This window comes from Flavobacterium sp., from assembly GCF_044371705.1.
Classification (GTDB): Bacteria; Bacteroidota; Bacteroidia; order Flavobacteriales; family Flavobacteriaceae; genus Flavobacterium.
In genome coordinates, this window is sequence record NZ_JBILTE010000019.1 from 1 (window position 1) to 22,315 (window position 22,315).

At 36.9% G+C, this 22,315-nt stretch carries 21 protein-coding genes; 13 read left to right on the top strand and 8 right to left on the bottom strand.

The genetic code is table 11. The annotated features are described in order from the left end of the window. The 4 genes from menA to ACIQ2S_RS02545 form a co-directional block, all read right to left on the bottom strand. Positions 1 to 912, bottom strand: a 912-nt coding sequence (gene menA / locus ACIQ2S_RS02530) for a 1,4-dihydroxy-2-naphthoate octaprenyltransferase (protein WP_396172529.1), incomplete at its 3' end; no start/stop codon positions are given. A 42-nt stretch (positions 913 to 954) separates the two neighbouring features. Continuing rightward, positions 955 to 2,463 (bottom strand): PH domain-containing protein, encoded by a 1,509-nt coding sequence (locus ACIQ2S_RS02535; protein ID WP_396172530.1) that lies wholly within the window; start codon positions 2,461 to 2,463, stop codon positions 955 to 957. Further along, positions 2,444 to 3,070, bottom strand: coding sequence for a PH domain-containing protein (locus ACIQ2S_RS02540; protein ID WP_396172531.1), 627 nt, complete (start codon positions 3,068 to 3,070; stop codon positions 2,444 to 2,446). Before ACIQ2S_RS02540 ends, ACIQ2S_RS02535 begins: the two co-directional genes overlap by 20 nt. A gap of 226 nt (positions 3,071 to 3,296) precedes the next feature. Continuing rightward, positions 3,297 to 4,136 carry a 1,4-dihydroxy-2-naphthoyl-CoA synthase gene (locus ACIQ2S_RS02545; RefSeq protein ID WP_396172532.1) on the bottom strand — a complete coding sequence of 280 codons (840 nt, stop codon included), beginning with the start codon at positions 4,134 to 4,136 and terminating at the stop codon, positions 3,297 to 3,299. A gap of 58 nt (positions 4,137 to 4,194) precedes the next feature. On the opposite strand from ACIQ2S_RS02545, the gene ACIQ2S_RS02550 reads away from it, so the two are divergent. The 5 genes from ACIQ2S_RS02550 to ACIQ2S_RS02570 all read left to right on the top strand — a co-directional run bounded on the left by ACIQ2S_RS02550 (position 4,195) and on the right by ACIQ2S_RS02570 (position 8,272). Continuing rightward, positions 4,195 to 5,304: a C1 family peptidase gene (locus ACIQ2S_RS02550; RefSeq protein WP_396172533.1), complete on the top strand. Its 1,110-nt coding sequence runs from the start codon at positions 4,195 to 4,197 to the stop codon at positions 5,302 to 5,304. A gap of 1 nt (position 5,305) precedes the next feature. Next, on the top strand, positions 5,306 to 5,761 hold the full coding sequence (locus ACIQ2S_RS02555; protein ID WP_396172534.1) for a PH domain-containing protein: 456 nt from the start codon (positions 5,306 to 5,308) through the stop codon (positions 5,759 to 5,761). A gap of 47 nt (positions 5,762 to 5,808) precedes the next feature. Further along, entirely contained in the window at positions 5,809 to 7,008 is a 1,200-nt protein-coding gene (locus ACIQ2S_RS02560; RefSeq protein ID WP_396172535.1) for a serine hydrolase domain-containing protein, read from the top strand. Positions 7,009 to 7,312: 304 nt separating this feature from the next. Further along, positions 7,313 to 7,870: a protein adenylyltransferase Fic gene (gene fic / locus ACIQ2S_RS02565; protein ID WP_396172536.1), complete on the top strand. Its 558-nt coding sequence runs from the start codon at positions 7,313 to 7,315 to the stop codon at positions 7,868 to 7,870. Positions 7,871 to 7,924: 54 nt separating this feature from the next. Continuing rightward, on the top strand, positions 7,925 to 8,272 hold the full coding sequence (locus ACIQ2S_RS02570; RefSeq protein WP_396172537.1) for a hypothetical protein: 348 nt from the start codon (positions 7,925 to 7,927) through the stop codon (positions 8,270 to 8,272). 544 nt (positions 8,273 to 8,816) lie between these two features. On the opposite strand, the gene ACIQ2S_RS02575 is transcribed toward ACIQ2S_RS02570, so the two are convergent. Then, entirely contained in the window at positions 8,817 to 9,647 is an 831-nt protein-coding gene (locus ACIQ2S_RS02575; RefSeq protein ID WP_396172538.1) for a S1 RNA-binding domain-containing protein, read from the bottom strand. A gap of 204 nt (positions 9,648 to 9,851) precedes the next feature. Next, positions 9,852 to 11,507 carry a 2-succinyl-5-enolpyruvyl-6-hydroxy-3-cyclohexene-1-carboxylic-acid synthase gene (gene menD, locus ACIQ2S_RS02580; protein ID WP_396172539.1) on the bottom strand — a complete coding sequence of 552 codons (1,656 nt, stop codon included), beginning with the start codon at positions 11,505 to 11,507 and terminating at the stop codon, positions 9,852 to 9,854. Between the two features lie 128 nt (positions 11,508 to 11,635). Here menD and ACIQ2S_RS02585 point away from each other — a divergent pair, with 128 nt between their 5' ends. Beyond that, entirely contained in the window at positions 11,636 to 12,133 is a 498-nt protein-coding gene (locus ACIQ2S_RS02585) for a GNAT family N-acetyltransferase (protein ID WP_396172540.1), read from the top strand. Here ACIQ2S_RS02585 and ACIQ2S_RS02590 read toward each other — a convergent pair. Further along, the gene (locus tag ACIQ2S_RS02590; protein WP_396172541.1) at positions 12,130 to 12,723 is read right to left on the bottom strand and encodes a glutathione peroxidase; all 594 of its coding nucleotides are present in this window, start codon (positions 12,721 to 12,723) and stop codon (positions 12,130 to 12,132) included. The two genes, ACIQ2S_RS02585 and ACIQ2S_RS02590, sit on opposite strands and share 4 nt — an antisense overlap. A gap of 126 nt (positions 12,724 to 12,849) precedes the next feature. Beyond that, positions 12,850 to 15,981, bottom strand: coding sequence for a cytochrome c biogenesis protein CcsA (gene ccsA, locus ACIQ2S_RS02595; RefSeq protein WP_396172542.1), 3,132 nt, complete (start codon positions 15,979 to 15,981; stop codon positions 12,850 to 12,852). A gap of 149 nt (positions 15,982 to 16,130) precedes the next feature. Here ccsA and ACIQ2S_RS02600 point away from each other — a divergent pair, with 149 nt between their 5' ends. The 7 genes from ACIQ2S_RS02600 to ACIQ2S_RS02630 form a co-directional block, all read left to right on the top strand. Beyond that, positions 16,131 to 16,892, top strand: coding sequence for a Rossmann-like and DUF2520 domain-containing protein (locus ACIQ2S_RS02600; protein WP_396172543.1), 762 nt, complete (start codon positions 16,131 to 16,133; stop codon positions 16,890 to 16,892). Continuing rightward, on the top strand, positions 16,876 to 17,403 hold the full coding sequence (locus ACIQ2S_RS02605) for a KdsC family phosphatase (RefSeq protein WP_396172544.1): 528 nt from the start codon (positions 16,876 to 16,878) through the stop codon (positions 17,401 to 17,403). The genes ACIQ2S_RS02600 and ACIQ2S_RS02605 overlap by 17 nt, the downstream gene beginning before the upstream one ends. Positions 17,404 to 17,481: 78 nt before the next feature. Continuing rightward, entirely contained in the window at positions 17,482 to 18,408 is a 927-nt protein-coding gene (locus tag ACIQ2S_RS02610; protein WP_396172545.1) for a geranylgeranylglycerol-phosphate geranylgeranyltransferase, read from the top strand. After that, positions 18,401 to 18,988 (top strand): Maf-like protein, encoded by a 588-nt coding sequence (locus tag ACIQ2S_RS02615; RefSeq protein ID WP_396172546.1) that lies wholly within the window; start codon positions 18,401 to 18,403, stop codon positions 18,986 to 18,988. Before ACIQ2S_RS02610 ends, ACIQ2S_RS02615 begins: the two co-directional genes overlap by 8 nt. A gap of 9 nt (positions 18,989 to 18,997) precedes the next feature. After that, positions 18,998 to 19,528: a mechanosensitive ion channel domain-containing protein gene (locus ACIQ2S_RS02620; protein ID WP_396172547.1), complete on the top strand. Its 531-nt coding sequence runs from the start codon at positions 18,998 to 19,000 to the stop codon at positions 19,526 to 19,528. Between the two features lie 80 nt (positions 19,529 to 19,608). After that, positions 19,609 to 21,411: a hypothetical protein gene (locus tag ACIQ2S_RS02625; RefSeq protein WP_396172548.1), complete on the top strand. Its 1,803-nt coding sequence runs from the start codon at positions 19,609 to 19,611 to the stop codon at positions 21,409 to 21,411. Positions 21,412 to 21,506: 95 nt separating this feature from the next. Continuing rightward, positions 21,507 to 22,315 (top strand): PIG-L family deacetylase (locus ACIQ2S_RS02630; protein WP_396172549.1); only part of this gene is annotated, 809 nt, incomplete at its 3' end.

Sequence of the window (22,315 nt, forward strand, 5' to 3'; positions counted from 1 at the left end):
CAAACACAACGAAAGCAAAAGAGCAACCATAAATGTACTGATGGCCAATCGTTTCAACTCCGGATCCAATTCAACCGGACTGGTATTTCGTTTCACTCGCATTAAATGACTCGTTAAAGGCAAAAAAACAATCAAATACAAATATTGATCGATAGCAAAATCTTTTAATAGACCAAAAATGAACAACAATACCATTGCAGTAATGACCAAAAAATAGTGGTATTGTTTGGCATTGGCTCCGCCTATTTTTACAACAATCGTATTTTTTCCGGCTTTGCGATCAGAAATTTCGTCACGCATATTGTTTAAATTCAATACGCCTACACTTAAAAAACCAATGGCTACAGCAGGCAATAATAAGTACCAATCGAATACTTTGGCAAACATAAAATACGAACCATAGGTACTGACCAATCCGAAAAACACAAACACAAACACATCACCATAGCCTTTGTATCCGTAGGCTTCCTTTCCAACTGTGTACCAAATGGCTGACGCAATGGCTACAATTCCTAAAACAAGAAAAAATATCGAATAGTAAAAGTATTTAAAATGAAACGCAGTATATATGAGTAATAAAGCAGACAGAAAAGTTAGTAAAGCAGTAATGATAATGGCACGTTTCATTGCATCAGGTGCAATCACACCGCTTTGCAAAGCACGTTTCGGACCAATACGGTCTTCGTTATCCGTTCCTTTGACGCCATCCCCGTAATCGTTTGCAAAATTGGATAATACCTGTAAACCGATGGTTGTTAAAATCAACAACCCAAAAATCTTCCAGCTAAATACTTGTGTAGGTGTTAAAACACTTTCTGTGGGCTGCGAAAGTGCATAAAAACTTCCCACTAAAATTCCGGACACCGACAAGGGTAATGTTCGCAAACGTGCCGCTTCAATCCAATGCTTCATTTTTTCATATTTTATGTTACAAATGTAATGCAAATTTAGATGCTACATCCAACTTCTCTCCACTCGTTCTACTTCATACAACCAAAAGTTAATCCAAGGTTTTAAAAGTGAATAATTTGCAAAGTTAAACTGCAGATCTCCTGCGGCTGTATGAATGGTTAGATGCACCACATCTGCATTTGTATGCCAAAAATACTGTTTGGTTGTAACTCCTTGAATTTTATAAGGTGCAACAATTTGATGTTCCACATCCCATGCTTTACTTTTGATACAAATAAAATCACGGCTGAGCAATAGTCGGTAATTTTTAAATTTAAAAAACAATAGTAAAGCGACAAATAAAACGTAGACAATTAAAAAAGGAAAATAAAACTGGATTTGCTCAAACACAAATATTCCTAGTAGCAGCACCACACTCACCGGAAAAATAACACCCAGCAAGACCCCTTTAATCAGGTAGCGGTAATTCGGTTGAATGGTTTGTTCAAACGAAGGAACTTGATCTAAAATCTTGAGCAAAATAGCATCGCGTTCAGTTGTATTACAACCCGGGACTTCAATGTCGTTCTTTTTCCCCTCTGCATCCGCATCATCGGTGGAAGAAGCCTGCTTTAAATTTAAATCAAATAGATTTAATTTTTTTTGAAAGTAATTCTGCGTATACGTGGTTATTTGCACTTTCGCAGGTTTTACTAACGTATTCTTTTTAGCAAATAGTCCAAAAGTAATCGCCAATGCGTTTTTTTGAAGCGTCATTTGGTAATCAAAATACTTCACAACCGTTCGTACTAAATTAATCAACAATACTAAAGCCAAAATTAAAAAGATAAAAAACGAAAGTGAAAAATAATTCATCCCTTCTTCTACAAAACCATTTACTTGGTCTTCATCCACTTCAAAAGAGTTCACTACGTCGTGAAAACCGCCGTAAAGCGAACCCATAAAACCGATGATCAAAGCGATACTTCTACCGTAGTTAGAGGTGAGTCCTACTTTTAAAAGCGTAAGTAATCTTATTTTTAAAAAGGGTTGATTGGAAGTTGTCTCTTGATTCAAAGCTTCTACGGTAACAGCCTCTTTTTCACTATCCAATAATCTATGCTTTAAATGTTGGGCAATTTCATGATCTACGGCACGTATGCTCACTTCCTTTTTGTTACTTCCTGCCGTATCGATATCCACACTATAAACACCCACGAGCTTTTGGACCAGCGATTGGTTGATGTTGACCTGCTGGATTTTACTCAATTGAATGATAATTTTGTTTTTGGTAATGATTCCTTTTTGAATGACGAACTCCTGTTTTTGTTCGTCTAGGAAAAAAGTAAAATGGGTGTATTTTAAATAGGCAATAACACCGATAATTAGTAAAAGAACGACCAATCCAATACCAAAGTACAGCATTTTACTCCAATCAAAGCGGTAAATAATCAGTAGCAAAGGAGCCCACATTGCACGAATAATGCCTTGAAAAGTATCGGCAAACATAATCGCAATACCTTTGACAGATTGTCGCTGGGGTTTACTGAAATCAGATTCCATCTTTTTCATTTAGCGATTTTGTTTCCACTTCCTGAGCAGGTGATTCTATGACCTGCTTTTCAAGGATCTCTTCTGCGAGCAATGAATCCGGAGTTGACGTTTCAACAATTGGTGTGATTTTTTGCAGTAAAAAAGTTTTCATTTGTTCCGCTTGTTCCTTTGGCAAACCCGGAATATGCAAATCACTACTGCTTCCGCCGGCGGTATAAATCTGCAATTCACTCAACTGATACATACGTGAAAAAAATCCTTCATGCAAGGCTACATGTTGGATTCTGCTGAACGGAATTACGGTGGTGGTTCTTGACAGAATTCCCTTTTGAAAGAGAATATCCTTTTCACGCAATGCGTAACCCTTTTTTCGAAAGCTGATGGTGGACAGCCAAAACAGTAATGCAATTAAGATAACTGTTGCTCCTACGGTAGGTAGAATCAGCGGTTGACTTTCCTCTTTCACCCATAAAAAAATCAAGGTACCAATAGATAAAAGGATGGCAAAAACAGTATTTCCTATATACACAACGTTTAGGTAATCTCTGTTCAGCGGTTGCAGAGGTACTGATTCAAATTTAGGCAGTGTTTCAAAGGAAACAGGGTTGTTGGTGAATTCTTCCAAGAGTATATGTATTAGATTGTATTATGTAATTTTCATCATGCCTGCGGGATTACCCAAATGGCATCCCTACGGGACTTTATTGTGGGATTATGAACATCTTAATTACCCAAATAGCGTCCCTACGGGACTTTATTGTGGGATTATGAACATGTTTTAAATTGCAAAATGGTGTCAGTATGCTACTATATTGAACCATCTTAAACAATTTTAAACCCTTAAACAAATTCTACGGAAGCCACTTCTTTTCAAAATTCGGTTTTCGTTTTTCAAGAAACGCATCTCTACCCTCTTTTGCTTCATCGGTCATGTAAGCCAATCGGGTGGCTTCTCCGGCAAAGACTTGTTGGCCCACCATTCCGTCATCGGTTAGGTTCATGGCAAATTTGAGCATTTTGATAGATGTGGGTGATTTTGCTATGATTTCCTGAGCCCATTCATATGCGGTGGCTTCTAAATCGGCATGTGGAATTACGGCATTGACCATTCCCATTTCAAAAGCTTCTTGGGCAGTGTAATTTCTTCCTAAGAAAAATATTTCCCGTGCCTTCTTTTGACCCACCATTTTTGCTAAATAAGCGGAACCGTAACCACCATCAAAACTGGTTACGTCGGCATCGGTTTGTTTAAAAATTGCGTGTTCTTTACTGGCAAGTGTTAAGTCGCAAACCACATGCAAACTATGACCACCACCAACCGCCCAACCGGGAACAACTGCGATTACTGCTTTAGGCATAAAACGAATTAACCGTTGTACCTCTAAAATATTTAAGCGATGCATCCCATCGTCGCCCACATAACCTTGATGACCTCGAGCTTTTTGGTCACCTCCACTGCAAAAAGAATACACCCCATCTTTGGATGATGGACCCTCTGCCGACAACAAAACAACTCCAATAGAAGTGTCTTCCTGAGCATCGTAAAATGCTTGATACAATTCGGAAGTTGTTTTAGGTCGGAACGCATTTCGCACATCCGGACGATTGAAAGCGATGCGGGCTACCCCATTGCATTTTTTATATGTGATATCTTCAAACTCTTTTGCTGTTTTCCAATTTATTTCTGACATATCTATAGTATTGACGTGTAAAAATACTATTTTTAGCTTTTGAAATATATTAAATAAAATGAAAAAAATAATATTTTCCTTTCTGTCGATTTTTGCGGCAAATCTTGGTTACACACAAGCCTATGAATTTCAAACCATTAAAGAAATCAATTGTACTCCTGTTATTTCGCAAGGGATTACCGGGACGTGTTGGTCGTTTTCCACCACTTCTTTTTTAGAATCAGAAATCATTCGCCTTACCGGAAAACCGGTTGATCTTTCAGAAATGTACACGGTACGCAATACCTATCCTAAAAAAGCAGAAAATTATGTGCTTCGTCAAGGAAAAATACAGTTTAGCGAAGGCGGATTGGCACATGATGTACTCAACAGTGTGGCACAAAACGGATTGGTTCCCAACAGCGTGTATTCCGGCTTAAATGGTACTGCAGAAAAACACAATCATACCGAACTGCAAGCTTTATTAGAAGGTATGTTGAAAGTATTTGTAGAAAACCCGGGCAAGAAATTATCGCCCCAATGGAAGGAAGCGGCTCAAGCAGTTTTGGATGTTTATTTAGGGGAAAACCCAACTGAGTTTATTTATGATGGAAAAAAATACACGCCAATGACTTTTTTAGCTACTAGTAAAATTGACCCTAAAGCTTATGTTTCCTTGACTTCATTTACTAATGAACCATTTTATAAACCGTTTATTTTAAACGTACCTGATAATTTTTCAAACGGTAGTTTCTATAATTTACCGTTGGATGAATTTATTAGAGCTATTGATGAGGCGTTGGAAAAAGGATATACATTATCATTGGACTGCGATGTGAGCGAACCCACTTTTTCAGGTAAATACGGTGTGGCTGTGGTTCCTGAAAATGAAACTGATGCCAAAACAATTTTAACCGAAATTAAACCGGAGAAAAAAATCACGCAGGAATTCCGTCAGCAAGAATTTGAAAACCTCAGCACGCAAGACGATCACTTGATGCATATTGTTGGCAAAGTAAAAGACCAAAATGGCACTATTTACTACAAAGTAAAAAACTCTTGGGGCGAAACTTCAGGAAAAAATGGCTTTATGTACATGAGCGTCAGTTATATGCGGTTAAAAGCTCTTTCTGTTTTGGTGCATAAAGACGCATTAACAGCGGCTACTAAAAAATCTTTGGGTTTGTAAAATGGAACCTCTTGTTTTTCGTTCTTCTATTCACTGGTCATCGGCAGTATTACTTTCGGTTTTTTCCTTTTTCAGCGTTTTGATGCCCACTTTGGGCTTCATTTATGAAGATCTAGGATTCCCTGAAATTATTGCTGCAATTGTTGTAATGATTATTGGCGTAGGTATGTTTTGGATACTCTTAGATACAAAATACACTTTCAAAGGTGATTACCTACACTACTGTTCAGGTCCCATTCGAGGAAAAATTCACATGGAAACCATTCGTGCCATTGAACATCAAAAAGGTTGGTACTGCAAAAGTTTTTTAAAGCCTTCGTTGGATTATAATGGAGTTTATATCTACTATAACAAGTTCGATGACATCTATTTATCTCCAAAAGACAAATCAGAATTTGTTAATTACTTGTTGACAACTAATCCTAAAATTTTGATAAAGGACAATAAACCCGAATAAAAAAAGTTTAGATTTGTTTATATAACCTACTGAATACCACATTTCACATGCCAAAAAAAATAATTGCTCTTGCAATTTTGTGTATTTCATTCCTTTTTTCATGTCAGAAAAAAGTGGAATCACCTCTTTTGGCTCATTATGTTCCGGAAGAGGTAGTGGCAAAAGATTCGTCCATCATTACTATTCCTTTGGATTTAAATTTACAAGATGTACCTGATGAGTATCGTTACGAAAAACACTTGCAAATAGCCAATTTTTACCAAACCAATATCGGCACACCTGATTATAGTGGTTCATTTATTGTTGCAAAAAACGGTGCTATTATTTACGAAAGTTACCAAGGATATTCCAATTATGCCACCAAAACAAAAATAGATTATGTTACTCCGTTGCATTTGGCATCGGTAAGTAAAGTACTTACAGCTACTTTGGTTTTAAAACTGGTTCAGGAAAACAAAATCAATTTGAACGATCCTGTTAAAGTATATTTACCTAGCCTACCTTATCCGGAGGTTACCGTTAAAAACTTGTTGAACCACCGAAGTGGTTTACCACACTATTCTCGATTTGAAGAGCTAATCAAAGGTTGGGACCGAAGAAAAGTATTGAGTAACCAAGACATTTTGGCAACTTTAAGCAATTATAAATTAGGAGTATTGGCCAAATGTGACACACGATTTGATTACAACAATACCAATTATGCGTTATTGGCATTAGTGGTGGAAGCGGTTACCGGAACTGACTTTTCTAAAGCTATGCAAGACAAAATATTCGAACCTTTGGGAATGAATCATTCCTTTGTTTTCGATTATGCTACCCAAAAAAATCAAGTATCTCAGTCGTACAAAGGTAATTATGTCAACCATGGTTGGGATCAGTATGATGCTATTTATGGTGATAAAAATATTTATTCGACTCCAAGAGATTTAGTTAAATTTGATTTGGCTACCTATTCCAATACATTTCTTCGAAAAGATCTACGTGAAGAAGCTCTCAAAGGCTACAGCTACGAAAAACAAGGTTCCAAAAACTACGGTCTAGGCATTCGAATGAATGAATATACCAATGGAAAAACACTGCATTACCACAATGGTTGGTGGCATGGAAACACTTCGAGTTATACCACGTTGAAAAATGACACGGTTGTTGTCATTGCTCTTTCCAACAAATACACACAAAAACCGTATCGTGCGATACGTATTTCTGCCCTGTTTGCGGATTATCCGTTTGAGTTGGAAGCTAGGTAAGAATGTGAATAAATACTGTTTTTTTAGCTCGTAAATACCAGTTAACAGAAATGTTTAGAAAACTCACTATAATCCTACTGATATTACCTAATTATTTCTTTGATCAAAAGATTATATAACTAAGTGGATGTCGAAGTGAATTTTGACAAATTTATTTCTCTGTTGAAATAATAAGTAATCCTATAGACGTCTAAATCAATACTGTAGTTAAAAAAATCCTTCAGAAAAAATATCCATTTTGATCTTCGATCTTGTACAATTAATAAATATTTAGAGTATTTTTACAATAGATAACTAGTTTTTTATGAAAAATATTGATAAGAAAAGTATAGAAAATGCCTTTCGTTTGTTTGAATCAAATGATATAAATAAAATCGAAGTTGGAACAACAAAAGGTTTGACACAAATACATCATTATTTATTTAATGAATTATATGAATTTGCTGGAAAAGTACGTACCGTTAACATATCAAAGGGCGGTTTTAGATTCGCAAATGCTTTATACTTAAAAGAAATATTAGTAAAAATTGAACAAATGCCCGAAAACAGTTTTGAGGAAATTATCTCCAAATATGTTGAGATGAATATTGCACATCCTTTCTTAGAAGGCAATGGCAGAAGTATGCGAATATGGCTCGATTTAATTTTAAAAACTAAACTTAAAAAATTAGTGAATTGGCAGTATGTTGACAAATCTCTTTATTTACAAGCCATGGAGAGAAGTCCTATAAATGATTTAGAGCTACGAACTTTGTTAAGTCAGAATTTAACTGACGAAATTGATAGTAGAGAGGTTATTTTTAAAGGAATCGAGCAATCGTATTATTATGAAGGTTACAAAAATGAGGATAATAACGAATAAACTTAAAGTTCAGAAATTCAAATATTAACTAAAAACTATTAACTTACAATATGAATGAAAACCATTTGCTCAATAGTATTATTCATTTTTATTTTACAAAGTTGCTCAAATAAGGAAAACAATACTGACTTATTTGGGTATTGGATTTCAATTAATAGTGCAAATACTGTGGAATTAAAAATCTATGAGGATTCACTTATTTATAACTCTTGGGAAAAGTCAACAAAATTTTCTTGGAAAAGTGATAGTTCAAGAATTTACTACACTCAATTAACAAATATTGATCCTGAGTTGGAAACTCATTTTATAATGGAATATAGAATAAATGCTGAAAAAGACACCCTTTTCTTTAAAAACTCTAATTCTGCGTTTACAACTAAATTTATAAAAAAAGTTGACTAAATTGCAAATTGCAACCATCGAAGAGTATTTTGATTTAATAGAAGTCTTCGCGAAGTTGGGTCATGGAACCATCGTAGAGCTCTGTACTACTATGGAAGAGTTCTTATAACTGGGGGTGAGATTTCTATTTTCTTAACACTTAAGTAAAATATAGCCGCTGATTCGCTGATTTGAATAAAGAATTAATCAGCGAATCAGTGGCATAACAGCTAATCCTTTTCGATTCAAAATCAGTTTAGAAGAAGGGAATCTTAAAAAATCTCAACGTGAAAATCATCGCAAGAATATTAAACATTAAACCTATCCAATAGTACAAATTGGGCTGATCATTGTTCTTGATGATTTCCACACAATTTAACAATGGAAGTACTAGAAGTAAAATAGCCAATGGTATCCAGATAATCGGAACCTGCATTCCAATTAATTCTATTGAATCAAATTTTTTGACAATACTGAGAAGTACCAGCAAAAATGACAGCACACTTAAAAAGAGGTAGATTTTGTTTTTTAAAGTCATTTGCTTTTTTGTAACTATTGATTAGTACTAAATCAAATAAATCCCATCATCCTTAATCTCGATAAGTTTTTGTCTGTAAAGAGCACCAACCGCTTTTTTAAAGGTTTTTTTACTCATCTTTAAAATGGTTTTGATGTCTTCCGGATCGCTGTTGTCGTTTAATCGCAAAAAACCTTTGCTGGCTTTTAATTCGTCTAAAACTACTTGAGCATTTTCTTCAATTCCTTCTACGCCAACTTTATGTAAGGTAACATCAATTTTGCCATCGGGACGAATCATTTTTATGTAACCTTTGGTTTTATCACCGGGACGGATTTTATCGTCATATACTTCATTCTTGTACACTAAACCTTTGTGTGTGCCGTTGATGATTACATTAATACCCAAATCGGTGATATGTGAAATAATTAAATCCACTTCATGACCTTGCTCTAACTGCAAGGGTTCTTTACTCAGGTATTGGTTCAATTTGCTGGAACCGATCAAGCGATTGGTTTTTTCATCCAACGTCATGTGCACCATATATCGTTTGCCTTGCTCCATCGGACGGGCTTGTTCTTTGAACGGAACAAATAAATCTTTCTCCAATCCCCAATCCATAAAGGCACCAAATTCATTGGTGTAATTTACTCGTAAAAAGGCATAGTCGTTCAAAGTAATATAGGGCTGTAACGAAGTAGCCACCGGACGTTCTTCATGATCTAAATACACAAATACCTCGATTTCATCACCTATTTCAAAGTTTTTGGGAACGTATTTAATGGGTAATAAAACATCGTTGGTGCCGTCGGTTAAGAACAATCCCACCAATGTGGTTCGATCAATGCGTAAGGTGTGGTGTACTCCAATAGTCAACATAAAAAATAATTTGTGCAAAGGTAGGAAATATTGTTCAAGGGTTTGAGGTTGTTTAAGATGGTTTAAAAGTGTTTAAGGTTGTTTGAAAGTTAAAATCTATCATTATAAATACAATATAATATCTACCCACTGCTACTACCTACCTTTAAAGTTGGAGCAAACAAAATCAGGTTTGTAAATCTCTATAATAACACAATGCTCAAATTAAATCAACGCACCAAAATACTTCTTCAACAAACCATCATTTTCCAATGTAGGAGTAAAAACCTCCAACAACTGCGGTTGCTCGTTGTCACTAAAGAACGCTAGTAAAGCAACCTCCAATGTGGCTTCTGTACTCGCCATGCGGTACTTGAATCGGTACATATTTGCCAAAGACTCCGCCGTTAAACAATGAGCCGTTTCAAAATAGGTGTTAAAAATTGCATTCTCCTGATGTCCGGGTAGAATTCGAAAAATACCTCCACCACCGTTATTAATCAAGATAATTTTAAAATTTGCCGGAATATAATTGTTCCATAAAGCATTGCTGTCGTAAAAAAAACTCACATCTCCTGTGATCAACACCGTTGGTTTTATTGATATAACTGCCGCACCGATAGCTGTTGACGTACTTCCATCAATGCCGCTGGTACCTCGGTTGCAATACATATCAATAGACGGCGACCAATCAAACAATTGCATGTAGCGAATAGACGAACTGTTACTCACTTGCAACTGGATTCCTTCCGGTATTGCTTTGTTGATTTGATCAAATACTTTAAAATCACAAAAAGGAATGGTAGCTAAGTATTCGTCATGCTTTACTTTTCGCAACTTTTGCACTTGCAACCCTCGCATTTGATAGTCGCTTGTAATTGCTTGCGACTGTTGCAACAACTGCTGTAAGAAAGTGTTTGGATGCACCTTAAAATGCTCAGTCAAGCAACCAAAGGTATCGTAGGCTCGCAATGTATCCACGTGCCAATGGTGTTTCGGTTGGTAGGTTCGTAAAAAGGATTTAATACGTTTGGAAACAATCATCCCACCAAATGTGAGTAAAATTTCGGGTTGAAAAGCTTTGAAATCAGCTTCAGTAAACGGTGTTATGATTGTATCGATATTGGCAAGAAAGTTCGCTTGATGTAAATTAGAAGTCGACTCTGTCATTACAACAACCGAAGCATCATTTGCCAATTTTGACAAAATGCTAGTTTCAATGCTATGAGGCTCTAATGTCCCAACTAAAATTAATCTCTTTGAAGCTGCATTCCATAAATCAACCGTTGTTTCATTTAAGTCAAAAGACGCAAGCACTTCCTTGCTCTCAATAATCAAAGGTGACACTGTTAAGGATTCTACTGTTTCATACAAAGGCTCTTCAAACGGTACGTTGATATGCGTTGGTCCAGATTGCCGGATCGCTATATTGATTACCTCATTGATTAAAGTGTCATTTTCAGGCGAAGCTTCTTCTTTTAAATTGGCATTAAAAAGCGTATGATTCGCCAGCACATTCTGTTGACGGATCGTCTGCCCGTCACCAATATCTATTTTCTCAAAAGGTCGGTCGGCAGAAATCACTACCAGCGGAATCTGACTATAAAAAGCCTCTGCTACAGCCGGATAGAAATTTAATACTGCTGAACCAGATGTACAAATTACAGCTACAGGTTTCTTAATTTGTTGGGCTATTCCTAACGCAAAAAAAGCTGCACATCGCTCATCAGCAATACTGTAACAGGTGAAAAACGGGTGGGACACAAACCCGATAGTTAACGGTGCATTACGCGAGCCTGGTGCAATGACAATATGTTCAATTCCCTTGGCACGACAAATTTCAATGATGCTTTGGGCAAGTGGTATTTTAGGATAAATCATGGACTATTTTTACATTTTAGAACCGTGAGTGGGTTACCAACGCTTCTGTTACAAATTTAGAACTTATGTAGTAAATAGTACCGCAAAACCTTCTAAACTTTTGCTATATTTGAACAACTTTTTAACACATGGAAACCCTGATCAGACCGTACCGCGATTCCGACATTCCGGAAATACTTGCCATTATCAATTACAACATTCTGCATTCCACGTCGTTGTACGACTATACACCCCGAACCTTGGAACGACAAAGCGAATTATTGGCAGAAAAAACAACAAAGAACTTCCCAGTATTTGTTGCAGAGATCAATGGTAAAGTAGCAGGTTTTGGCATGTATGGTGAATTTCGCTTTCGCGAAGCCTATCGGTTTACGGTAGAACATTCTGTATATGTGACAGAAGCATTCAAAGGCAAAGGCATCGGCGGTAAGCTCCTTAGACGACTTATCGACGAAGCTAAAAGTCAAAAGTTGCACACCATGATTGGCGTGATTGATGCAGAGAACAAAGAAAGTATCTTGTTCCATGAAAAGTTTGGCTTTAAAACCGTTGGTGTCATCAAAGAATCCGGCTATAAGTTTGAACGATGGCTAGATTCTGTAATTATGCAGTTATTTTTAGATTAGCTTTGAATCCATTCTAAAATTTCATCATCTGTTGGAGACACTCTTGGACTGATTACTTTTTCAAGTTGTCCGTTCTTGTTAATTAAGTATTTTTGAAAGTTCCATTCTACTTCACTGTCTTTAACACCGTTTTGAGATTTTTGGGTCAAATACTGATAAACCGGCTCCATTTCTTTTCCTTTCACAGAAACTTTACTCATCATGGGAAAGGTTACGCCGTAATTACGTTCGCAGAAAGCTGCTATTTCTTTTTCACTTCCCGGCTCTTGTTCCATAAAATCATTTGCAGGAAAACCAATAATCACAAAATCGGAATCTTTATACTGCTCATAAAGCGACTGTAACTCCTTGTACTGTGGCGTCAAACCACATTTGGAAGCTGTATTTACAATCATTACTTTCTTTCCGCGTAAGGATTCAAAATCAAATTCTTTTCCTTCAATGTCTTTTACTTTGAATGAGTAAATATCTCCTTGTGCCATGACTTCAGATTTTGTGGTAGTTGCCGATGTTTCTTTTTTGTTTTGTGCTTGATTTTGACAGCTGATCAATATGAGACAGCAAACGATGGGTAATAAATTAAGTTTCATGTTTTTTTTATTTCAAATATAGGTATTTCGTTGGTAAGTTGATGAGGAACAATTCATAAATAGTTGTGAAAGTAGAAGTTTGATTAAACCTGACAGGCTATTAAAACTTGTCAGGTTTACCATTCACTACTTTATATAATGCTTCCGATACTGCACAAAAACAATCGAGGCAAATACCAAAAACCCAACTAACGTATACAAATAAATTTCTACATTTTGTTTCTCACCTGAGGCATACGAATGCAAACCAGACAAATGGAAGTTCACCCCAAAATACGTCATTAGAATTGATGCAAAGGCTAATACACTCATCACGTTATAAGTAAATAAACCTCTAAAAGCAGGTACAAATCGAGCATGGATGACAAATGCGTACACCATAATACTGATTAACGCCCAGGTTTCTTTTGGATCCCAACCCCAATAACGGCCCCAACTCTCGTTAGCCCATTGTCCGCCTAAAAAGTTACCGATGGTAAGCATGACCAAACCAATAGTCAGTGCCATTTCGTTGATATATGTAATTTCTTGAATACTTAACTTCATGCGTTCTTTGTTGAACTTGTTGGTAAACAACATCAACAATAAAGAAACAATTCCTAATATCATTGCCAATGCAAACGGACCGTAACTAGCCACAATAACTGCCACGTGAATCATTAACCAGTACGAATTAAGCACTGGTTGCAAATTAGCAATCGCCGGATCCATCCAATTCCAATGGGCAATCATTAAAATCATGGCTGCTACAAACGCTCCTGAAGCAACAGTTAACTTCGATTTGCGGTCAAATGCAAGTCCGAAGAACATAGTTGCCCACCCCACATAAATCATACTTTCATACGCATCACTCCAAGGAGCATGCCCGGAAATGTACCAACGAGCAATTAATCCTAACGTATGTAATGCAAACAGCAATCCAATCAGTATATGAAAGCCATTAACGATTCTGCTAACTATTTTAGACGAATTGACAATTTGAATGATTGCAAACCCTAGCATCAAAACACCTGCAAGCATATACAAATAAAACAGTCGTTTAAAAATGTCGTACTTGTTATAGAGTATCTCTGCGTCAATCTTTTGATCGGACGGACGAACGTCGCTACCGTACTTAATCTGGAACTTTTCCATACCATCTACAATATCATTCGCCAATTGATAGTCTTGCTTTTTAGTAGCATCCATCAAGGTTTGCATGTAGGCAGGCAATAAGTTTTTTAAGTTTTTCAGTTCCGTGTCTTCGTACTCATTCAACTCTAAAAACGACACCCATTTATTATTCGGGTCGTTGGGTACCGGAAAAATTCGAAGGATACTGCCACTCAAAGCAGCATTCAACAGTACTACTTTTTTATCAACATCAATAAAGTCCTTTTGGAACTGATTAGGAATGGGCGTATTGAACGCCTTGTCTAAATAAGGAGCCAGTTTATAATTTCCTTTTTCATCAAAAAAGCTGATGAACGGAGCATATTTTGCGTCAGCATCAACATTTAAAATCTTTCGAATGCTGTCATTCCCTCTTTTCAAATATACCAAAGGAACCTCAAACCACGGTTGCGGCGTTTGCGACATCGATAGAAAGACCTGATCTGAGGTATAGTTTTTGTAAGTATCGCTTTTACTTACCTTTCGCAACAACTCCGAAGAAAACGTATTGATAGGTTTCATGCGGCCACCCGCATCTTGAATGACCAAACGTCCAAATTTTGCAGCATGTTCGGGTGTAGCCATATTGGTTTCCAAAAACTTTTCCACTTCGGCAAGTGAGGGACGTTGATGCTGTTCATGGTTTTGAGCAAAGCCTACCAACGTACATAAGTAAAAGGCAAGCGATAGAAACTGCGTTTTCTTTTGTTTCACCTTTTCCAATTTGCGTTTGATATCTGCAAAACGAGTGTTCTTATCAAATAGAATCGCCATCATTGCCAAGTACAACAGGAAATACCCAATATAGGTTATCCAAGTGCCCCAGAAATCATGGTTCACCGAAAGTATCGTTCCTTTTTCATCTTGATCAAATTGGGCTTGAAAAAATCGGTACCCTTTGTAGTCTAAAATATTGTTCATGAAGATGTGAGCGTCTTGTTTTTTGTCGCCGTCCAACACCGTCACTTTGCTTTCAAAAGCCGAATAACTATTCATTGTTCCCGGATAGCGTTTCGCAATAAAGTCATTCAACTTAATAGCAAAAGGCAGTTCGTACACCTTACTTCCAAACATCAAGGTAAACTCTAAATCTCCCATTTTTACGGATTGTGGGATGCCCATTTTCCCTTTCGAACCAACCAAAGTAAGTTCCTTGGTTTCTCCATTGGCTTCTACTTCTACAATTAACACATCGTCGGTTTGTTGATCTTTCCAATCATTATTGGAAGTATAGTGTTTTTTCCCTTTAACCGGTGGTTCGGGCAACACAAACTGTGCCCCAGCAATGTTGTAAAGTGAACGGAACATCAACGGCTGCAACGAATCTTTGTAAACGGAGCCTTTTAATTGGTCTGCCATTCGCATAAAATCACCACCAAAAGTCGACTTCAATAAGTATTGATCGCCCTGTTGAATGATATTAATAGCACCACTGGTTTCTTTATTGAATGCAAATAAAATACCGTGCAGACTTTGCACTTCGCCTTCTTTTAGGAAATGCTCGTGACGACTACCATCGCTGGATTCTACCAATTTCAAATACGTTTCTCCTGCTGCATCCGGTTTGATTTCCTCGGTGGCATTCATGATATAATCTTTGTAACGCACTGTATAAGGTTTGTTGTCAAATTGGTCGTTGACGGCAAAGCTATTATTCGCTGCTTGCGATAGGATTAATCCTTTTTCATTGATTTTGCGTTTGTTTTCACCTTTGTATACACCGTCGGCATATACGGTTAAAAACACCTTGTCGGAATAAAAACGACTTTCGGTTGCTTCTTCTCGAATAGGCATCATCCCTTCAAAACTAATGTAGCGGGTAATGAAAGCTCCGACGATGATAAATATGAATGAAAAGTGCAAAAGTAGGGTTGCCCATTTCTCCTTTTTCCATAACTGATAACGGCTGATGTTGCCAAAGAAGTTAATCACAAAAAATAACATCATTGCTTCAAACCACCATGCATTGTAAATCCAAATACGTGCGGTATCGGTATTGTAATAACTTTCAATAAAGGTTCCGGCAGCCATGGCCGCAGCAAACGCAATAAATAAAAAGGCCATTAATCGGGTTGAAAACAGAAAAGAAGATATAATTTTGCCCATTATAAAGGATAATTTTTAGTGGCACAAAAATACTTTAAAAAGAAAGAATCTTCTATTTTTTTGGGCAATTTTTAAGGATAGTTTAAGAGGATTGCTATTCTTCGGTTTTTTACTTTTAAATAGCCGTGCTTTTTTAGTATTTTAGCCCCATGATTTCAATGGTACTTTTGGGTTCGGGAAATGTTGCACAACATTTGATCACTGCTTTTTCCAACAGCAGTGCAATTGATTTAATTCAGGTTGTGGCTCGAAATCCGAAATCGATACAACATTTGATTGCTTCTAATAAAATTTGTTCGGATTACCGTGAAATCAAAAAAGCTGATGTGTATCTTATTGCCGTTTCCGATAATGCGATTGCGGAGGTTTCCTCCCATTTGCCTTTCGAAAACCGATTCGTCGCTCACACTTCTGGAAGTATGGGATTGGAAATATTGGATGCAAAAAACAGACGTGGTGTTTTTTATCCTTTACAAACATTTACCAAAAACAAAGCGGTAAACTTTAAAGAAATACCCATTTGTTTGGAAAGCGAACAGCCCACTGATTATCCAACTTTGGAGCAAATGGCAAAAACAATTTCAGATGTTTATCAACTCATTTCAGCCGAACAGCGCAAGGCATTGCATGTTGCTGCAGTATTTGTTTGTAATTTTGTGAACCATTTGTATCAAATAGGTGCGGACATTTGTGAGGATAATAATTTGTCATTCGAACTTTTAAAACCGTTGATTGTTGAAACGGCTCAAAAAGTACAAACCTTAGCTCCTACAGCTGCACAAACGGGTCCCGCCAAACGAAAGGACACACAAACCATCAATAATCATCTACGTTTTTTAAGCGACGATAACCAAAAAGAATTGTATCAACTACTCACAAAATCGATTATAGATCATGGCAAAAAGCTATAAAGAAATCATGAACGACATCACTACTTTTATTTTTGATATAGATGGTGTTTTAACCGATAGTTCTGTTCATATTACCCCCACCGGCGAAATGCTACGTATCATGAACATACGCGATGGTTTTGCGATGAAAGCAGCCATTGAAAGCGGGTATCATGTATGTATTATTTCAGGTGGAAGCAATGAAGGCGTCCGCATTCGATTACAGAATTTAGGAATTACAGATATTTATTTAGGTACGCCTAACAAAGTGGAAACCTTTAAAGAATACTGCGGCATTTATCAAATTAACCCCGAACAAGTGTTGTACATGGGTGATGATATCCCCGATTATCACGTGATGCAATTGGTGGGATTACCAACGTGTCCGCAAGATGCCAGTCCGGAAATAAAAGCCATATCCAACTATATTTCGCATAAAAATGGTGGCAAAGGAGCGGTGCGGGATGTGATTGAGCAAGTGATGAAAGTACAAGGAAAATGGCATTTGTATTATGATGGGAAGCATGATTAGTTATTAGTCTTTAGTCCTTAGTCCGTTAGTTTTTATGTTTGTCTTTTCTCTTGCTTCTATCTACCAAATAAATAAAAAATGAAATACCTTCAACTCATACGTTTACCAAACTTGTTTTTGCTCGCATTGATGCAGCTCACTTTTCGCTATGGATTTTTAGCACAACAGGATATTCCTCTGGCGTTGGCGGATTGGCAGTACCTTTTGCTAGTGTTGGCAACTGTTTTAATTGCTGCTGCAGGCTATGCAATCAATGATATATTCGATCAGGATTCCGATGCAATTAATAAACCCGATAGAGCCATCGTTGGTAAATTCATAACTGAAGGACGAGCTTACAATATCTACGTAGGACTAAACATCACCGGTGTAGCTATTGGTTTTTATTTGTCCAACGTGATTTTGCGTCCCAGTTTTGCGGTAGTCTTTATTTTGATTGCAGCTTTGCTTTATTTTTATGCCACCAATTTGAAACAAACGCCGTTACTAGGAAATCTTGTGGTGGCTGCATTATTGGCTTTAAGCGTCTTGATTATTGGTATATTCGATTTATATCCGGCAACTTATGAAGCGAATCAAAAAGAAATGGGATTGTTTTTCAAAATTTTATTAGATTATGCCTTTTTTGCTTTCTTCATCAATTTGATTCGAGAAATTGCCAAAGATGCGGAAGACGCCAATGGCGATTACAACGCGGGAATCAAAACACTACCCATTCTTATCGGAGCCGGACGTACAGCTAAACTTATTTTTGTGCTTTTACTGATTGCAGTTGTATGCATTGGATTTTACCTCAACAATCATTTGATGCAAAATGATTTGTACTATGCAACTATTTACGGTTTGGTGGTGGTAATAGCTCCGCTACTCTACTTGTCAGTTAAGAGCTGGCATGCAAAAACGACGGCTGATTTTCAACACCTGAGCTCTGTATTAAAATGGATTATATTTTTCGGAATTCTTTCCATTGCAGTGATTACTTACAACATACAAATGAATGCTTAACGAACAATTACAAAACTACCATCTTATTTTAGCTTCGGGTTCACCCCGAAGACAGCAATTTTTTAAAGAATTGGGATTGGACTTTGAAATTCGTTTAAAAGAAATTGAAGAAGTGTATCCACCCCATTTACAAGCTTCAGAAATTACCGATTATTTAGCCGAATTAAAAGCTAGTGCTTTTACTAGCGAGTTAAATCCAAATGACATTCTTGTTACCAGCGACACCATCGTCTGGCATCAAAACGAATGTTTGGGGAAGCCCAAAGACTATCAAGATGCTTTTCAAATGCTGCAAAAGCTATCAGCTGGTACCCATCAAGTGATTACATCCGTTTGTTTAAAATCAAATGAGAAATCAGAAACTTTTCATGCAATTACACACGTCACATTTAAACCGCTAACCGACAACGAAATCAGGTATTATTTAGACCACTACCAACCTTTTGACAAAGCCGGAAGTTATGCTATACAAGAATGGATTGGTTACATTGGCATCACCAAAATAGAAGGCTCTTATACCAATGTTGTGGGTATGCCGATGCAATTAGTTTACAACAAATTGCTTAATTTTGCAATTTAAAAAATGAATATGGATTTTTTTCAAACCTATATAAAAGAGGAAATTGCGACGGGAATTGTTTTATTACTTGTCATTTTTTCACGTGTTTTAATTGCTAAAATAGTCAGACGTTTTGCCCGTGTTAGCGAAATTTTAGAGCATCGAGCGAACCTGGTTATCAAATATTTTAACATCTTAATCGGAATTATTGCAATCATCGCCTTATTTGTTATTTGGGGGGTAAAGCCGCAAAACGTGATTGTAGTGATATCATCCCTTTTTGCGGTGGTAGGTGTAGCAATGTTTGCCCAATGGTCTATTTTAAGCAATGTTACTTCCGGAATTATTTTGTTTTTTTCTGCACCCTTCAAGATTGGCGATACCATCAAAATACACGATAAAGAATTCCCGATTGAGGCCGAAGTAGATGATATTCGAGGCTTTCACACTTATCTAAAAACGAAAGAGGGTGAGCTAATTACTTATCCGAATAGTTTACTTTTACAAAAAGGAATTTCTATAATAAAAAATCAATCGGAAGAAAAAGAGTTTTTTGATTAAAAAATCGTACCTTATAGTGATGCTATAATTTCAATAATGGCGTTATCGTTCTTATGCTACATAAGTTTTTCCTATTTTTCTTGTCACTTTTTTGTTTCGCTAGTTCTTTTTCACAAGAAAAGAATGCGAAAACAGATTCCACACTGATTGGCTACCAAAAAATAGAGCATTTATCTAAAAAAAGTAAATTTACAACACAGTTGCATCGCTTGATTTTCAAGTCGACTTCCACGAAATATTCCCGCAGAAAGAAAACTACAACTGTTAATTCGTCACATGACACCTATCAAGGAAAAGTGATTCGGAACATTAGTATTCAAACACTTGATCCGTTTGGGTTTTCGGAAACTGATTCCACCCGCAGACCGCGACATTTTAGTTCCAAAGTAGGCAATGTGGTGCATATTAAAACCAAAAAGTTTGCCATACGTAATACCTTGTTGATAAAAGAAAACCAATTGTATGACAGTATAAAAATCAAAGAAACCGAACGTTTAATCAGAAGTCAGCGTTTTGTCAGACGCGTTTCCATTCAAACGCAACACGCAGCCGGGTCAGCCGACAGTGTGGACGTACACATTACCGTTTTGGATTCATGGAGTTTGATTCCCAATGCCAGCATTACCCCTTCGAAAGCCGGATATGAATTACTGGAACGCAATTTTATTGGTACCGGTCATTCGTGGGACAATCGGTACCAGCATGATTTAGAAGATAAGCGAAGAGCATTTTCTACCCGATATATTATTCCTAACATTAAGAATACCTACATCCAAACTACGTTGAATTATCAGATGGATTTGAATAAGGATTACATTAAATACATCAGCGTCGAGCGGAACTTCTTTTCACCATTAACTCGATGGGCAGCGGGTTTACTTTTGGAAAACAGATTCCTAAAAGACAGTTTACCAGATAATAGCGGCAATTTTGCTCAACAGACCTTTAAATATGGTACGATTGACGTGTGGGGGGGACATTCATTTGCCATTTATGCAGCTACGACCAAAAACGATCAAGTCACCAACCTCATCACGACCCTCCGTTACTTTAAAAGAAATTATGACCGGATGATTTCGGAGGACTATGATCCTTATGCCTTTTATACCAATGAAGCTTTTTGGCTGACAGGAATCGGCATTTCTTCGCGAAAGTTCATCAAAGATGAATACATTTTTAATTATGGCATAACCGAAGATGTACCCATTGGAAAATATTACGGAATTACGGCAGGTATTCAAGAGAAAAACAGTACTACACGAATGTATCTAGGAGCTCGAGCCACCTTGGGTGATTACTTTAAATGGGGTTATTTTAGTACCAATTATGAATACGGTACATTTTTTAACAATGGAAAAAATGAACAAAGTGCATTTTTTGCGGAACTTTACTATTTTTCTCCATTATTTGACCCCGGTAAATGGAAAATCAGACAATTTTTTAAAAGCACGATGGTTTTTGGTGGCCATCGCATTAATGTGAAAGGCGATCAATTGTCCATTAATGAGTCCAATGGCATCATTGGCTTCAACGATTCCAAACTTTTCGGCACCCAGAAAATGGTCTTTTCATTTCAGACCCAAACCTACTCGCCTTGGGAATGGGCTGGATTTCGTTTTAATCCTTTTTTTAATTACACTTTGGCTTTTATTGGAGATTCCGAAAACGGTTTTTCAAACAGTCCGGGCTATTCAAAAATTGGACTGGGTGTATTGCTATCCAATGATTATTTGGTTTTCAGTTCGTTTCAATTGTCCTTTGCCTATTATCCAAAAATACCAAATGAAGGGACCAATATTATTCGAACAAATAATTTTAGCACTAGTGATTTCGGGTATTTAGATTTTGAGATTAATAAACCTCGAACGGTCATTTTTAATTAATGAAGTCGTTTAAACTTTTTTGTTAAAGAAAATGTAAAATCCGCAGTCAACCTTTTATTTTTTTATATTTGGAAACGCTACAAAAAGATCTACCAATGATTCGAAAACGGATTTTTATTCTTTTACCATTTTTATTTTTTATTTCCGTTCAGGCACAACAGCCATCTAAACCAAATGCGATTGACATTTATAATCAAATTCAAAAACTCAACTTTTTAGGAACGGTGCTTTATGTTGCAGCACATCCGGATGATGAGAACACCCGCTTAATTTCGTATATGGCCAATGGGATAAAAGCTAGAACCGGTTATTTGTCTCTTACTCGAGGCGATGGCGGTCAGAACCTAATAGGACCAGAATTAAGAGAGTTACTAGGTGTGATTCGTACGCAGGAGTTAATTGAAGCCCGTAAAATTGACGGAGGTGAACAATTTTTTACACGAGCCAATGATTTCGGTTATTCCAAAATACCCGATGAAACCCTCCAGATTTGGAATAAAAATCAAGTGATGGAAGACATGATTTATATCATTCGGAAATTTAAACCCGATGTAATCATTAATCGTTTTGATCACCGTTCGCCGGGAACTACACACGGTCATCACACATCGTCGGCGATGCTGAGTATTGAACTATTTGACTTAGTAAATGATCCGAAAACCTATCCAAATCAGTTAAACTACACCACTACTTGGCAACCCAAACGTTTGTTTTTCAACACCTCCTATTGGTTTTATGGCGGAAGGGAAAAATTTGAAAAAGCAGACAAAAGCAAGCTAAATAATTTTGACATGGGAGTTTACTATCCGCTGTTAGGCAAATCGAATCAAGAGATTGCCGCATTAAGCAGAAGTCGGCACCAATCGCAAGGTTTCGGCAGTACCGGTTCGCGAGGCGATGAAAC

What these genes read in the sequence shown, in the direction of transcription:
- ACIQ2S_RS02550 (WP_396172533.1), top strand. Translation starts at nt 4,195, where the DNA reads ATGAAAAAAATAATATTTTCCTTTCTGTCGATTTTTGCGGCAAATCTT.
- ACIQ2S_RS02560 (WP_396172535.1), top strand. Translation starts at nt 5,809, where the DNA reads ATGCCAAAAAAAATAATTGCTCTTGCAATTTTGTGTATTTCATTCCTT.
- ACIQ2S_RS02585 (WP_396172540.1), top strand. Translation starts at nt 11,636, where the DNA reads ATGGAAACCCTGATCAGACCGTACCGCGATTCCGACATTCCGGAAATA.
- ACIQ2S_RS02590 (WP_396172541.1), bottom strand. Translation starts at nt 12,723, where the DNA reads ATGAAACTTAATTTATTACCCATCGTTTGCTGTCTCATATTGATCAGC.
- ACIQ2S_RS02535 (WP_396172530.1), bottom strand. Translation starts at nt 2,463, where the DNA reads ATGAAAAAGATGGAATCTGATTTCAGTAAACCCCAGCGACAATCTGTC.
- ACIQ2S_RS02615 (WP_396172546.1), top strand. Translation starts at nt 18,401, where the DNA reads ATGCTTAACGAACAATTACAAAACTACCATCTTATTTTAGCTTCGGGT.
- ACIQ2S_RS02600 (WP_396172543.1), top strand. Translation starts at nt 16,131, where the DNA reads ATGATTTCAATGGTACTTTTGGGTTCGGGAAATGTTGCACAACATTTG.
- ACIQ2S_RS02605 (WP_396172544.1), top strand. Translation starts at nt 16,876, where the DNA reads ATGGCAAAAAGCTATAAAGAAATCATGAACGACATCACTACTTTTATT.
- ACIQ2S_RS02610 (WP_396172545.1), top strand. Translation starts at nt 17,482, where the DNA reads ATGAAATACCTTCAACTCATACGTTTACCAAACTTGTTTTTGCTCGCA.
- ACIQ2S_RS02575 (WP_396172538.1), bottom strand. Translation starts at nt 9,647, where the DNA reads ATGTTGACTATTGGAGTACACCACACCTTACGCATTGATCGAACCACA.
- ACIQ2S_RS02545 (WP_396172532.1), bottom strand. Translation starts at nt 4,136, where the DNA reads ATGTCAGAAATAAATTGGAAAACAGCAAAAGAGTTTGAAGATATCACA.
- fic (WP_396172536.1), top strand. Translation starts at nt 7,313, where the DNA reads ATGAAAAATATTGATAAGAAAAGTATAGAAAATGCCTTTCGTTTGTTT.
- ACIQ2S_RS02620 (WP_396172547.1), top strand. Translation starts at nt 18,998, where the DNA reads ATGGATTTTTTTCAAACCTATATAAAAGAGGAAATTGCGACGGGAATT.
- menD (WP_396172539.1), bottom strand. Translation starts at nt 11,507, where the DNA reads ATGATTTATCCTAAAATACCACTTGCCCAAAGCATCATTGAAATTTGT.
- ccsA (WP_396172542.1), bottom strand. Translation starts at nt 15,981, where the DNA reads ATGGGCAAAATTATATCTTCTTTTCTGTTTTCAACCCGATTAATGGCC.
- ACIQ2S_RS02570 (WP_396172537.1), top strand. Translation starts at nt 7,925, where the DNA reads ATGAAAACCATTTGCTCAATAGTATTATTCATTTTTATTTTACAAAGT.
- ACIQ2S_RS02555 (WP_396172534.1), top strand. Translation starts at nt 5,306, where the DNA reads ATGGAACCTCTTGTTTTTCGTTCTTCTATTCACTGGTCATCGGCAGTA.